The organism is Actinomyces dentalis DSM 19115 (assembly GCF_000429225.1).
Lineage (GTDB): Bacteria > Actinomycetota > Actinomycetes > Actinomycetales > Actinomycetaceae > Actinomyces > Actinomyces dentalis.
In genome coordinates, this window is sequence record NZ_AUBL01000027.1 from 24,070 (window position 1) to 36,707 (window position 12,638).

The following is a 12,638-nucleotide window of genomic DNA, read 5'->3' on the forward strand; positions in this document are numbered from 1 at the left end:
CGGCGGTCGCGGGTCCGGCGCCGCGCGGGGAACTACCCGACTACCGGAACTGCCTCATGATGGACATGAGGATCGACAGGATGATCCAGCCGATGATGATGGCCGGGCCGAACTTGCCGGTGGCCGGCTGAGACGGACGCTTCGCGCGGTACTGGAGGCTCCGATCGACCCGGGCCGCCGGGGACGGGCGGATGCCCTGAGGCGGGCGGAAGTCCTGCGATGGGCGGAAGCCCTGAGGCGGACGGGGACCCGGGGACGGGCGGAAGCCCTGAGGCGGACGGGGACCCGGGGACGGGCGGAAGCTCTGAGGCGGCGCTGGCGCGGGACCCGGAGCCTGGATCCGGCCGGGAGCGGGAGCCGGGCGCTGCGGCGGGGCCGGCCGCCCCGGCGCGGCCGGACGCTGGGCCAGCGCCTGGGCCTGGGCCTGGCGCTGGGCGGCGACCTGGTACCGCGATCCCTGGCGCTGCGGGGTCGGGGCCTGCCGACCGTACGCGGGGTCCTGGCGCTGCGGAGCCCGGTGCTGGGCGACCTGGTGCTCGTGCTGCACGACCTCCTGGCGCATCGCCCGCTGCTGCGCCGCGGCCTGGCGACGCAGCTCGGCGTACCCGGCGCCGAATCCGCCGCCGTCGGACCCGACGTTCGCGCCCTCGCCCTGCTCGGGGGCGGCGTCGAAGGCGGAGACGTCGAACAGCGGGGAGCCCATGAGCGGGTCTCCGAGCACGGAGCCGAAGGGCTCGTCGTCCTGCCAGCCGACGTCCGAGGGCGTCCAGCCGGCGGGGGCCCAGGTGTCGATATCGTCCACGAGGCGGCGCTGGTCGGTCATGCCCCCAGCATCCCACACGCCCGCGCCCTCTGTTCCGCTCCCCCGCCCGCGGGGATCGCCCCGCCCGGGTCCGCCGCGGAGGGCATGCCCGACGCCGATCCCCCGCGGGCGGGGGATCGGCGTCGGGCATGCCCCGGAGAACAATTGACACCCCTACCCCCTAGGGGTATGTTCTCCGGTATCAGGACATCCGCACCGATCACCGGGAGGCAGCCGTGGCCGGCTACACGGGCAGCAAGGAGGACCACCTCAGGCGACTGCGCCGCATCGAGGGCCAGGTCCGCGGAATCTCCCGCATGATCGAGGAGGACACCTACTGCATCGACGTGCTCACGCAGATCTCCGCCGCCACCAGCGCGCTGCGGGCCGTGAGCCTCGGCCTGCTGGAGGAGCACATGAACCACTGCGTCCTCCACGCCGCCCAGTCCTCCGACGCCGAGGGCCGCGCCAAGATCCGCGAGGCCTCCGACGCCATCGCCCGCCTCGTCAAGTCCTGAGGCGCGCGGGCACCGCGAGCACGCACTCACACGAAGGAGCAATATTATGGCCGACTTCACCGCCGACGGCATCGACCGCACCACCACCCTCAGGCTCTCCGGCCTGACCTGCGAGCACTGCGTCGCCCACGTCACCGAGGAGCTCAAGGCCCTCGACGGCGTCAAGAACGTGAGCGTCGTCCTCCACAAGGGCGGGCAGTCCGTGGCCACCGTCGTCTCCGACGTCCTCCTCGACGACGACGCCCTCAGGGACGCCGTCGACGAGGCGGGCGACTACACCGTCGACGCCATCGAGCGCGACGTCGCCTGACGCGGGTCACACCCCGCACCCCCGAGCGGCCCATCCGGCCGCCGACCCACCAACGACGACGGGCCGGACCGCACCGCGAACGCGACCGGCCCGTCGCCGTCCCCCAGGAGCCTTCTATGAGCCAGACCCCCATCGCCACCGCCCCGATAGGCACCGTCGACCTCGCCGTCGGCGGCATGACCTGCGCCTCCTGCGTGGCGCGGGTGGAGAAGAAGCTCGGCAAGCTCGACGGCGTGACCGCCAGCGTCAACCTCGCCACCGAGTCCGCCCACATCGTCCTGACCCGGGACGTGAGCGACGACGAGCTCATCGCCACCGTGGCCCGCGCCGGATACACCGCCGCCGTCACCGGGCGGACGACGGCGCGGCCCGACGCCGACGCCCGGCAGCAGGCCGGGCCGGACGAAGCGGCCGGGTCCGGCGCGCCGGCCGCAGCCCCGCCCGCCGCGCCGGCCGCCCCGACGCCGGCGACCGCCGCCCCCGCGGGGCCCGCCGCCGACCCCGGCGCGCCAGGCGCTCCCGCCGTCGAATCCGTCGCCGTCGCGGGCCCGGCCGCCGCCGCTATCAGTCCCGGCGCATCCTCCGCGCTCGCCGCCACGGGCCCGGCCGCCGCCGTCGAGCCCGCCCCCGCCGCCCCCGCCCCGCGGATCGGCGCCTCCCACCTGGAGCGCGCCGCCGACCTCAGGCAGCGCCTCATCCTCGCCCTGCTCATGTCCGTCCCCGTCATGGCGATCTCCATGGTCCCGGCCCTCCAGTTCGTCGGCTGGCAGTGGATCATCGCCGAGCTGACCGCCCCGGTGGTCACCTGGGCCGCCTGGCCCTTCCACAAGGCGGCCTTCCGGGCCCTGCGCCACGGCGCCTTCACCATGGACACGCTCGTGTCCCTCGGGGTCATCGCCGCCACCGGCTGGAGCCTGTGGGCCATGATCTGGGGCGGCGCCGGCCACCTGGGCATGCGCATGTCCATGGAATTCCTGCCCCGGGCGCAGGGACACCACGCCCACATGTACTTCGAGTCGGCCGCCTGGGTGGTCACCTTCCTCCTGGCGGGCCGCTACGCCGAGGCCCGCGCCAAGTACCGCTCCGGCGACGCCCTGCGCGCCCTCCTCGAGCTCGGCGCCAAGGAGGTCACAGTGGTGCGCCTGACCTCGCCGTCGGGCTCGTCCGACGCCGTCGACGTGCTGGACGAGGACGGCGCCCCGCGGCCCGACGCCCGGCGCACCGAGGAGCGCCTCGGCGTGGACGAGCTGCGCCCCGGCGACCTGTTCGCCGTCCGGCCCGGGGAGAAGATCGCCACCGACGGCGTGGTCGTCGAGGGCGCCTCCGCCGTCGACGCCTCCATGCTCACCGGCGAGTCCGTGCCCGTGGACGTCGGCGCGGGCGACGAGGTCACCGGCGCCACCGTCAATGTCTCCGGCGCGCTGCTGGTGCGGGCCACCCGCGTCGGCGAGGGCACCACCCTGGCCCGCATCGGGGCGATGGTCACGGCCGCCCAGGCCGGCAAGGCCCCCGTCCAGCGCCTGGCCGACCGCATCTCCGGCGTCTTCGTGCCGGCGGTCCTGGTGCTCTCGGCGGCCACGCTCGCCGTGTGGCTCCTGCTGGGCCAGTCCCTCCAGCAGGCCTTCATGGCGGCGGTGGCGGTCCTGGTCATCGCCTGCCCCTGCGCGCTCGGCCTGGCCACGCCCACGGCGCTGCTGGTGGGGTCGGGGCGCGCCGCCCGGCTCGGCGTGGTCATCAAGGGCCCCGAGGTCCTGGAGTCCACCCGGGCGCTGGAGACGATCGTCCTGGACAAGACCGGCACCGTCACCGAGGGGCGCATGAGCCTGGACGCGCGCGACGGCGTCGTGACCGTGGGTGGGGCGCGCAGGGAGCGGGCCCTGCTCCTGGCGGGGGCGCTGGAGGCGGCGAGCGAGCACCCGGTCGCGGCGGCGATCGCCCAGGCCGCGCGGGCCGAGCTCGGCGAACTGCCGCCGGTCCGGGACTTCTCCAACCACGAGGGGCGGGGCGTGAGCGGGCGCGTCGAGGGGCGCGAGGCGGCCGTGGGGCGGGCGGCCTGGCTGGTCGAGCGGGGCGTGGAGCTGCCCGGCGGGGCCCGCGAGGCGCTGGCCGCCTTCGAGGCCGACGGCGCCACCGCCGTCGTCCTGGCCGTCGCCGCCGACGACGGTGCTCGGCCCGGCGCCGCTCGGAACGGGAGCGCGCTGCGCGCCGCGGCCGTCCTGGCGGTGCGCGACACCATCCGCCCCACCTCCCGCGAGGCGATCGGCCGGCTGCGCGAACTCGGGGTGCGCCCCGTCCTGCTCACCGGGGACAACGCCCGGGCGGCCGCGCGGGTGGCCGCCGAGGTGGGGATCGGGGCTGAGGACGTGCGCGCCGAGGTCCTGCCCGGGGACAAGCGCGACGTCGTCGCCGCCCTTCAGGCCGGCGGGCGGCACGTGGGCATGGTGGGCGACGGCGTCAACGACGCCGCGGCCCTGGCCCAGGCCGGGGTGCAGGGCCTGGGCTTCGCCATGGGCTCGGGGACGGACGTGGCCATTGAGGCCGCCGATATCATTCTCGTGCGCACCGATCTGGGCGCCGTCGTGGACGCCATCAGGGTCAGCCGGGACACGCTGCGCATTATCAAGCAGAACCTGTTCTGGGCCTTCGCCTACAATGTGGCGGCGATTCCGCTGGCGGCGGCCGGACTGCTCAACCCCATGATCGCCGGGGCCGCCATGGCCTGCTCCAGCGTCATTGTGGTGACCAATTCGCTGCGCCTGCGCCGCGCCGGCCGCTGAGGCCGCCCCTCTCCGTCTCTTTAACCGGCGGAAAGCGCGCATCGGGTTTCCCGGCGGGGCCGGCGGCGGCGCGCATCATCACCGCCCTCAACATCCCGACAGGGCACTAAAAACTGTGCAGCTCAAGTCCGAGTCCGCCGGACCGCACACGGTCAGGATTCTGCACCGTCGCTCGGCGTGGGCTCATTCAGCCCGCGGACCGTCAGCCCGTGGGTGTGGAGCTCGCGCCGGCCGTCTCCCCGGGGGCGGGGGGCATGAGCTGCGCGGGGGACGGTGTGACGTAGGCGCGCATGGTGGCCGGGCCCATATAGGTGATGAGGTCGGGCAGGATATCCATGACCCACTGCCTGGCCGGAGACCCGGGAACACCGTCGAAAACGCTTATCTCGAAGGCCGTACCGTAGCCTGACGGCAGGAACCAGATGACGTAGATGGCGTAGTAATCAGGCTGTTCGAAGGTGTAGACGCTCCCGGCAAGAAAGGGAGTGTCCAGACGCGTGACCCTGCCCTCGGTCGTATTCTGGAAGTTCTCCTCCGTTGCATTTCCACGGAGGGGAAAGTAACCAGGCCGTGTAAGAAAATCTCCGGAGCCGATTCTGTTGATGGGCGCACCCTCAACAGCGATAGAACATATATCTACTTGTTCGTCCGAATAATTCTCGGTGACGCGGTGGCCCAGGATGCGGGCGAACTCCCTCGCGGAGTAGGCGCCGCGGCACAGGGAGTCATCATCCCGGCGCAGAGCGGCGGCCCACGACGTCCACGCCCACGCCCCGCTGACGCCCACGAGAGCGACCACCAGCACGACGATCACCACCGCCCACCGGCGCGGAAGGCGCGCCCGACTAGTTCTCGCCGTCTTCTCCGAAGACGATTCGGATTCCACGGGAGCGACGTGCGAACCCATTAAGACCCCTGAGCCTCTTCGCGCAGATCATTATTAATCAAGCCGGTCGCATTGACCCGCGCCCGGAAGGCATCGACCCGGCTGGTCTCATCCGCGCCCACTTTGACGGTGCCCTCGAGATTGATGCGACCATGCGCCTCACCGGGCTTGGGCGGAACACGCCGATGCGGCATGTCCTGCATGAATATAACCCTGTCGGAGCCGGGACTCTCAGGACAGACGGCGACGGGCGTCATTCGGTGCGGCTCGTCCTTGCCGGTCGTCGCACTTGCGCCGGTCACAGCCGACGTGAGTTCTGATGCGCAATTCTCCACAATCACGCCCGCATGCGCCTTAACCCAATTGTCGACAGCATATTCGACAGCCAAGTGGACCTCCTCAGGGACGAGAGTTCGCGTCGAGGGGCGAATCCACGGGCCGCCCCGCTCGACGCGCACCAGTGTGGCAGACGATGGCCGGGAAGGCAACAGGCATCACGCATCCGGGCCGACCGACGGGACGCGGGCGGGCCGCTCCCCCGAGGTCGCGGCCCGGGGCACCCATGCGTTTTCCGCCGGTTTCGCGTGTCGTTTCCGCCGGTTTCGATGAAGGCGGCGGGGCCGGTCAGGCGGGGTCGGGCAGGACGACGGAGGTGCCCAGGGCGAAGGGGAAGCCCGGTTTGAGGAGCACGTCGACGGCCGGCTGGGCCAGCGCCACCAGCTGCTCCTCGTCGAGGCTCTCGGTGCCGTCGGGCCCGGCCTGGCCCAACAACTCCGCATAGGGCACGTCCAGGTCGAGCAGGCTCATTCCATCGACGCGGGGCGTGTCCTTCCACACCCCGCCGTCCATCTCCAGCAGGGTGCCCAAATGGAAGTGCATGACGACGTCGTCGTCGACCTCGTTGGGAATGCTCAGCAGATGATGGGGTTCGGGATCGCGCGGAGCCCTCAGGGTGAATAGCAGAATGGCGCCGTCGCGGGCGGCCCGCAGCATGAGTCGGGCGACGTGCACGCAGAATCCGGTGATATTGAAATCGGCGACGGTGGCCCCCATGGCCTCCTGAATGCTCAGCGGCCCGGACAGGGGGATGGCAACGCCGTCGCTCGGGTCGTTGACGGCGCGGGTCCCCGACGGCGTGATCGCCCGCAGCCGCAGGATCGGACCGTCCACGGCGGGATTGAAGTGGACGGCGACATTGTCGGTGGTCTCGCCCGCGGCCACGAGGAACCCGAGCTCGACGCGCTCGGACCAGCCCGGCGGGGCCTGCGCCGGACCCGGCTCGGTCTCGACCAGCCCGAGCCCGAGGACCTCGGCCAGGTCGGTCCCGTCCAGCGGCCGGTGCCAGGTGATCTCCGCGTCGCCGTGCCAGATGGGGACGACGCCGTTGAAGGGGACGCCGAAGCGCACGCGCTCGATCGCCGGCGGGGCCGCGTGCCTGCCCCTGCCGCGCTGGCGGGACGGGCTCCAGGCGCGATCGTCCGCGCCCACGAAGTACTCGCTCATACCGGCAGCCTACGGCGCTCGGGCCCCGCGCGGGCGACCCGCACCTCATGAGACCGCCGATCGGGCGCGTCGACAGCGCTGGGCCCCGCGGGCGCGCCGCCCCGGCGTCGGCCCGACGACGGCGCCGCCCTCCTCGGCACCGCGAGCGGTCCCCGGAGCGCCCGACGCTTGCCTGCGGGCGATCGGAGAGGTTCCACGAGGCGATGCCGGCGCCCGCCGGCGGGACGATCCCCCGCCGGCGGGACCGATCACTTGATGGTCACTTCGGAGCGCGTGGAGTAGGCCTCGTAGGTCTTCCCGGTCCCGCTGTCGGTGAGGGCATCGCGCTCGTAGACGAGGGTGGTGGCACCCTCGGGCAGCGGGTCCACCCTGCCGTCCGAACCCGCGACCGTGAAGGAGAACCAGCCGTCGACGTGGTTCATGCCGCGGTGGTTGCCATCGTTGATCGGATTCAGGCCGGCCGCCTCCATATCGTCGTCGACGAAGTACGTTCTGAACCCGTAGTGTCCGCTCTCGGTGTCGTCGCTCAGCATGAGGACGCCGGCAGTTCGCGCGTCCTCATAGGACAGGTCGCCGCTGTAGTCCAGGGTGCAGTGCAGGAGGTAGACGAGCTCGTACTCTCTGGCTCCGGTCTGGTAGGAAGGCGCCTTGAAGTCGGTGATGATCTGATCGCAGGTCTCGGTCAGACCGATCGCCCCGTCACGGAAGGTGATGGGCTCGATATCCTGGGCCCCCTCGACGGATCCGGTCGAGTCCGAGCCGTCCGGCGGCGGGGCGCCGGCCGACGGCTCGGTAATCGCGGCGTCGTCGTCTCCTCCCGAGGGGCCTGGCACGGGAACCTGGCCCTGGCAGGCGGACAGACCCGCGGCGCAGGCCGCGGCGGCGGCGATGGCGAGGATCTTGATGGTGGCCGGTCGCATGAGAGTCTCCTTTGAGCACTGGCAATGACCCGATGAAGACATTGTGCGAGATGGTCGGCAATCATTCGATGGGCAGAAGTGCCCGGGGCCGTCGGTCCGCCCGCCCCGCCCCGGGCGCTCGGCCCGCCCGCCAGCGGGACGATCCCCGCCGGCGGGACCGATCACTTGATGGTCACCTTGGAGCGCGTGGAGTAGGCCTCGTAGGTCTTCCCGGTGCCCTTGTTGGTGAAGGAGCTGCGCTCGTAGGTGAGGGTGGTGGCCCCCTCGGGCAGCGGGTCCGCCTTGCCGTCCGAACCCGAGACCGTGAAGGAGAACCAGCCGTCGACATGGTTCGTGCCGTAGTCGTCGTAGCCGATCGGGTTCAGGCCGGCCGCCTTCACATCGTCCTCAACGGAGGACATGCCCCAGGCGCGCCCGTAGTGGTACTCGTCCTTGTCATCGACCAGCTTGAGGTCGCCGACCGTCTCCGTGTTGTAGGACAGGTCTCCGCTGTAGTCCAGGGTGCAGTGCAGGAGGTAGACGGTCGTGTCCGCATCACTCCCCGTCTGATAGGACGGCGCCTTGAAGTCGGTGATGATCTGATCGCAGGTCTCGGTCAGGCCGACCGCCTCGTCGGTGAAGGTGATGGGCTCGATGTTCTGGGCCTCGGCGGCGCCGGCCGACGGCGCGGCGGTCGGGGTGCTGGTCGGAGCGGCACCGGTCGGGGTGCTGGTCGGAGCGGCGCCAGTCGGGGTGGTGCTGGTCGGCTGCTCGGTGCCGGCCGACGGCGCGGCGGTCGCGGTGCCGCCGCCTGCCGTGGGCTCCGGCACGGGAACATCGGACTGACAGGCCGACAGGCCCGCGGCGCAGGCCGCGGCGGCGGCGAGGGCGAAGACCCTGGTGGTAGTGGTGTTCGATCGCATGAGAGCCTCCCTGGTTGCTGGCGACGATCCAATGGGGCCATCCTTGCGGGACGAGCGGTGATCGCGCGATGGGCAGAGGTGCACGGTGACCGCCATCCTCCTCCCCGTGGATCCCCGTGGAGTCCGAGGCGCCCCCGCCGTCGTGGTCCGGGCCCGGTCGATGAAGGTCCGGACGCGGTCGGGGCTCCGGCGCCTCCGCCGGACACGGCCTCAGAAGTCCCAGTCCTCGTCCTGGGTGGCCTCGGCCGTGCCCATGACGTAGGAGGAGCCCGAGCCGGAGAAGAAGTCGTGGTTCTCGTCGGCGTTGGGGGACAGGGAGGCCAGGATCGCCGGGTTGACGTCGACGGCGTCGGCCGGGAACAGCGCCTCGTAGCCCAGGTTCATGAGCGCCTTGTTGGCGTTGTAGCGCAGGAACTTCTTGACGTCCCCGGTCAGGCCGAGCTCGTCGTAGAGGTCCTCGGTGTACTGCTCCTCGTTGTCGTACAGCTCCATGAGCAGGTCGAAGGTGTAGTCCTTGAGCTCGGCCCGGCGCTTCGGCGAGGACTCGCGCACGGCCAGCTGGTACTTGTAGCCGATGTAGTAGCCGTGGACGGCCTCGTCGCGGATGATGAGGCGGATGAGGTCGGCGGTGTTGGTGAGCTTGGCGTGGCTGGACCAGTACATGGGGGCGTAGAAGCCGGAGTAGAAGAGGAAGGACTCCAGCATGGTGGAGGCGACCTTGCGCTTCTCGGGGTCGTCGCCGCGGTAGTAGTCCAGGATGATGCGGGCCTTGCGCTGGAGGTTCTCGTTCTCCTCGCTCCAGCGGAAGGCCTCGTCGATCTCCGCCGTTGAGATGAGGGTGGAGAAGATGGAGGAGTAGGAGCGGGCGTGGACCGACTCCATGAAGGCGATATTGGTGTAGACCGCCTCCTCGTGGGGGGTGCGGGCGTCGGGGATGAGGGAGACGGCGCCCACCGTGCCCTGGATGGTGTCCAGGAGGGTCAGGCCGGTGAACACGCGGGTGGTCATGTTCTTCTCGGCCGCATTCAGGGTGGCCCAGGACTGCACGTCGTTGGACAGCGGCACCTTCTCGGGCAGCCAGAAGTTGCCGGTGAGGCGGTCCCAGACCTCCAGGTCCTTGTCGTCGACGAGCCGGTTCCAGTTGATGGCCTGGACGCGGTCGATGAGCTTGATCGGCTCGGGCATGGGGGCTCCTCCCGGGTGGGCGCGACTGCTGGCGTCAGCCCGGCCCCTCCCGGCGGAGGCTCCTCACCGGTCACCGGGCGGGCGCGGCTGACGCCGTCATGCTACGACGGCGCACGCGGGGCACCCCGGCGGGCCCGCCGCCGTCGAGACCCCATCCGCATGAGCGGGCGCCGGACAGATCCCGCCCTGCCCCGACGGCGGCGGCACGAACCCCATCCGCATGAGCGGGCGCCGGGCGACGTCCTGCGCCGGCCCCGGCCGCCGCCGGATCCTCTCCGCGCGACGGGCCGACGACGGGGCGGGGCCGTCCGGGGTGGTGGGGGCGGGTCGGCCCTGTGCTCGTCGAGACGTGCATTTCGCCCTCGAGATGTGCGGTTAAAAGTGCCCGCTCGAGTGCGAAGTGCGCGTCTCGGCGCCCGACGGTCGGGGTGATCTCCGCGGCCGCCGTCCGCGCAGGGGTCCGCGGGGGCGCCGTTTGTCCAAATCTGTTGCAAAGGCCCGGATCGAGCCGGGGCTCGCGAGAAGAACCGTTGATATTCCGCGCTTTCATTCGCCGCTTCTCCCGGCCCGGAACGCCTTTGCAGCAGATCTGGACACGCCCCCGCCCCGGACCGCCCCAGGAGCCCCATGCGCACCGCCTCCGCGCCCGCCCGTTCCCATCACTGAGCCGATCCGGACCCGCGGACCACAACTCCTGACGAGAAAGGCCCAATGGTCGCATCACCACACCTCAAAAGGGGATACTGGCCCATGACAGGTCATTCTAGAGAGTACTGAGCCTTTCTCACCAGGAAGACCCCTGGGCTGGCCGGGATCGGCGTGATGACGCGGAAAAGTTCGGGGCAAAGCTAGGTGTGCGGCTCCTGTGCGCACCACCCCCACTCCACACCCATCCTTTCCGCACCATCGCGCCGATCCTGGCCCCTGAGCCATCGGTTCTGGTGAGAAAGGCTCACTGATGCGCCTGTAGACCGTGGCCCTGCGTCCCTGGCCGCCGACCATCTCGATGAAGCCTTCGTCGAGAAGGCGTTGAACCGCCCACTGAACCTGCCGGTAAGACAGTCCCGTCGTCTTCCGCAAAGACGCTATACTACGCGGAGTCTCGAGCGCCGACCAAATGACCGGAGCGTGACGCAACACCTTCTCGAGTGACCGAATAGGAGAATCTCGACGAGCGGCTGGAACATTGCGGCGCCCGTCATCGAGGAGCGGCTCGGCTGGAGTCTCGAAAGGTTCCCGCCAACTGAGAACGGCGGTGAAGCGCGTTCCGAAGTCGCGGAATACCGGGGGCGGCAGGCCCGCCTGTGCGACGGCTTCCTGCACCTCGCGAATACCGCCGCCCTCGCCCTCGATGACGCGGGCGCCATTGGAGGTGCGGAGGCTCCTGCTGATATCATAGAGGTGGGGGTTGACCGCGCTCTTACCGTCGGGCTGGCCGAGCTGATGCTCCGAGACGCCCTCCAGACCGCCAGGACTCGTGATGACGAGCTTATCCTCGCCGATGCGGATCTCGACGCGTTTGGTGTCCGTAGCCGCGTCGAGGTTTCGGTGGACGAGCGCGTTGGCTATGAGTTCGCGGACGGCGCGCAGGGGGAGGACAGGAGCGTCCTGGCCGTTGCCGGCCTCGTCGTAGCGCATGCCGGTGGGAAGATTGCGACGGATCCACTGCATGGCGTCCTCGAGAAGGTCGGAGACAGGGCCGTGAAGTGGACAAGATCGCGGGTGCGCATGCCGCGGCTCGGGGCGCGGACTGCGGCGGTGACGCCGAGAGCGGGGCGGAACCCCTGAGGGAAGGCGCCGAGCGCGTAGAGGCCGGCCAGGGAGAGCTCGCCGAGACTCGTGACGACGCCGGTCATCCGCAGGATCTCTTCGGACGTACGGGAGGCGAGGCGCTGAGAGGCACTACGGGACGCATCCGTGTACACGGCGACGAGGTCGGTGTCAAGATCGTCTGTTTTCGTGCCGACGACGGGCTCAGCGTCCGGGCGGGGAATGTCGTGAAGACGATGCGCCTTCCGCGCATCGATCTGAGCAACCTCGAGGTCGCTCATGCGGTAGTCGCCGTCGCTCTGACGGAGGTAGGCGTACCCCCGGTATCGCGCCGGACGGCTCATGAGCGGAATACCCTCCACCTCGACGACGAGGACGTCGGCGCCGTCAACGCTGTGCGTGCTGAACGCGCAGGCAACAGGCGGTGTCACCGCCTCGCGCGCCTGTCCGGCGATGCCCTGCTCGAGCGTGGCGACGTCGGACAGGCCGACGGGGATGAAGTCGTTGTGCTCGTCCAGGCCGAGGATGATGAGACCGCCCTCGGGCATGTTCCCGAAGGCGCAGAGAGTCGGGCCAAGCGAGGGGCAGCCCTCCCGGGCCGACTTCACCTCGATCGTCGTGGAGTCCCCGCCTCACCGCCGCAGAGCCGCAATGAGTGCGGGAAGGTCGAGACTGTCAGACATACAGCCATGCTAACAGCAATTCTGTGAGTCTGACTGTATGTTTGACAGTTTTGGTGATGGTCTGCGCGTCAGACCGACAGGTCCTCCATCTCCTCCAACTCCTTGCCCTTGGTCTCGGGCGCCCGGAAGAAGACGAAGACGAGCGACAGCAGGGCGCACGCGGCGTAGAAGCCGTAGGCGAAGGTGAGGCTGATGCTGGAGAAGGTCGGGAAGGTGGTGAAGATGAAGAAATTGGCCACCCACTGGGCCGCCGCGGCCACGGCCAGCGCCCCGGCGCGGATCCGATTGGGGAATATCTCGCCGAGCAGCACCCACACCAGCGGCCCCCCAGGTGGCGCCGAAGGCGACGACGAACAGGTTGGCGGACACCAGCGCGACGGGC

General features: G+C 70.5%; 13 protein-coding genes. 3 read left to right on the forward strand and 10 right to left on the reverse strand.

Annotated features, from left to right (window positions below; genetic code table 11):
* Positions 1-40: 40 nt before the first annotated feature.
* The gene (locus tag G446_RS16550; RefSeq protein ID WP_034469596.1) at positions 41-823 is read right to left on the reverse strand and encodes a hypothetical protein; all 783 of its coding nucleotides are present in this window, start codon (positions 821-823) and stop codon (positions 41-43) included.
* A 215-nt stretch (positions 824-1,038) separates the two neighbouring features.
* Here G446_RS16550 and G446_RS0107255 point away from each other — a divergent pair, with 215 nt between their 5' ends.
* The 3 genes from G446_RS0107255 (at position 1,039) to G446_RS0107270 (ending at position 4,407) form a co-directional block, all read left to right on the forward strand.
* The gene (locus G446_RS0107255) at positions 1,039-1,320 is read left to right on the forward strand and encodes a metal-sensitive transcriptional regulator (RefSeq protein WP_026409661.1); all 282 of its coding nucleotides are present in this window, start codon (positions 1,039-1,041) and stop codon (positions 1,318-1,320) included.
* A 46-nt stretch (positions 1,321-1,366) separates the two neighbouring features.
* A complete protein-coding gene (locus tag G446_RS0107260) occupies positions 1,367-1,630 on the forward strand; it encodes a heavy-metal-associated domain-containing protein (protein ID WP_026409662.1) in 264 nt (87 codons plus the stop codon).
* Positions 1,631-1,746: 116 nt separating this feature from the next.
* Positions 1,747-4,407, forward strand: coding sequence for a heavy metal translocating P-type ATPase (locus tag G446_RS0107270; protein WP_026409663.1), 2,661 nt, complete (start codon positions 1,747-1,749; stop codon positions 4,405-4,407).
* A gap of 202 nt (positions 4,408-4,609) precedes the next feature.
* Here the strand turns inward: G446_RS0107270 and G446_RS0107275 are convergent, their stop codons facing one another.
* The 9 genes from G446_RS0107275 to G446_RS0107305 all read right to left on the reverse strand — a co-directional run bounded on the left by G446_RS0107275 (position 4,610) and on the right by G446_RS0107305 (position 12,573).
* Complete coding sequence (locus G446_RS0107275) at positions 4,610-5,221, reverse strand: hypothetical protein (protein ID WP_156916566.1); 612 nt, start codon at positions 5,219-5,221, stop codon at positions 4,610-4,612.
* Positions 5,222-5,313: 92 nt separating this feature from the next.
* Positions 5,314-5,682: a hypothetical protein gene (locus G446_RS19890; RefSeq protein WP_156916567.1), complete on the reverse strand. Its 369-nt coding sequence runs from the start codon at positions 5,680-5,682 to the stop codon at positions 5,314-5,316.
* 235 nt (positions 5,683-5,917) lie between these two features.
* Positions 5,918-6,796 carry a hypothetical protein gene (locus G446_RS0107280; protein WP_084779067.1) on the reverse strand — a complete coding sequence of 293 codons (879 nt, stop codon included), beginning with the start codon at positions 6,794-6,796 and terminating at the stop codon, positions 5,918-5,920.
* Positions 6,797-7,044: 248 nt separating this feature from the next.
* Complete coding sequence (locus tag G446_RS0107285; RefSeq protein WP_026409666.1) at positions 7,045-7,716, reverse strand: hypothetical protein; 672 nt, start codon at positions 7,714-7,716, stop codon at positions 7,045-7,047.
* 161 nt (positions 7,717-7,877) lie between these two features.
* Positions 7,878-8,618, reverse strand: a complete 741-nt coding sequence (locus G446_RS0107290; RefSeq protein ID WP_026409667.1) for a hypothetical protein — start codon at positions 8,616-8,618, stop codon at positions 7,878-7,880.
* Positions 8,619-8,828: 210 nt separating this feature from the next.
* Positions 8,829-9,803, reverse strand: a complete 975-nt coding sequence (gene nrdF / locus G446_RS0107295) for a class 1b ribonucleoside-diphosphate reductase subunit beta (protein ID WP_026409668.1) — start codon at positions 9,801-9,803, stop codon at positions 8,829-8,831.
* A 720-nt stretch (positions 9,804-10,523) separates the two neighbouring features.
* Complete coding sequence (locus G446_RS19240) at positions 10,524-11,441, reverse strand: ATP-binding protein (protein WP_169721273.1); 918 nt, start codon at positions 11,439-11,441, stop codon at positions 10,524-10,526.
* On the reverse strand, positions 11,369-12,187 hold the full coding sequence (locus G446_RS18705; protein ID WP_156916568.1) for an AlbA family DNA-binding domain-containing protein: 819 nt from the start codon (positions 12,185-12,187) through the stop codon (positions 11,369-11,371). Before G446_RS18705 ends, G446_RS19240 begins: the two co-directional genes overlap by 73 nt.
* A gap of 137 nt (positions 12,188-12,324) precedes the next feature.
* Complete coding sequence (locus G446_RS0107305) at positions 12,325-12,573, reverse strand: MFS transporter (protein WP_245574625.1); 249 nt, start codon at positions 12,571-12,573, stop codon at positions 12,325-12,327.
* Positions 12,574-12,638: the final 65 nt, after the last annotated feature.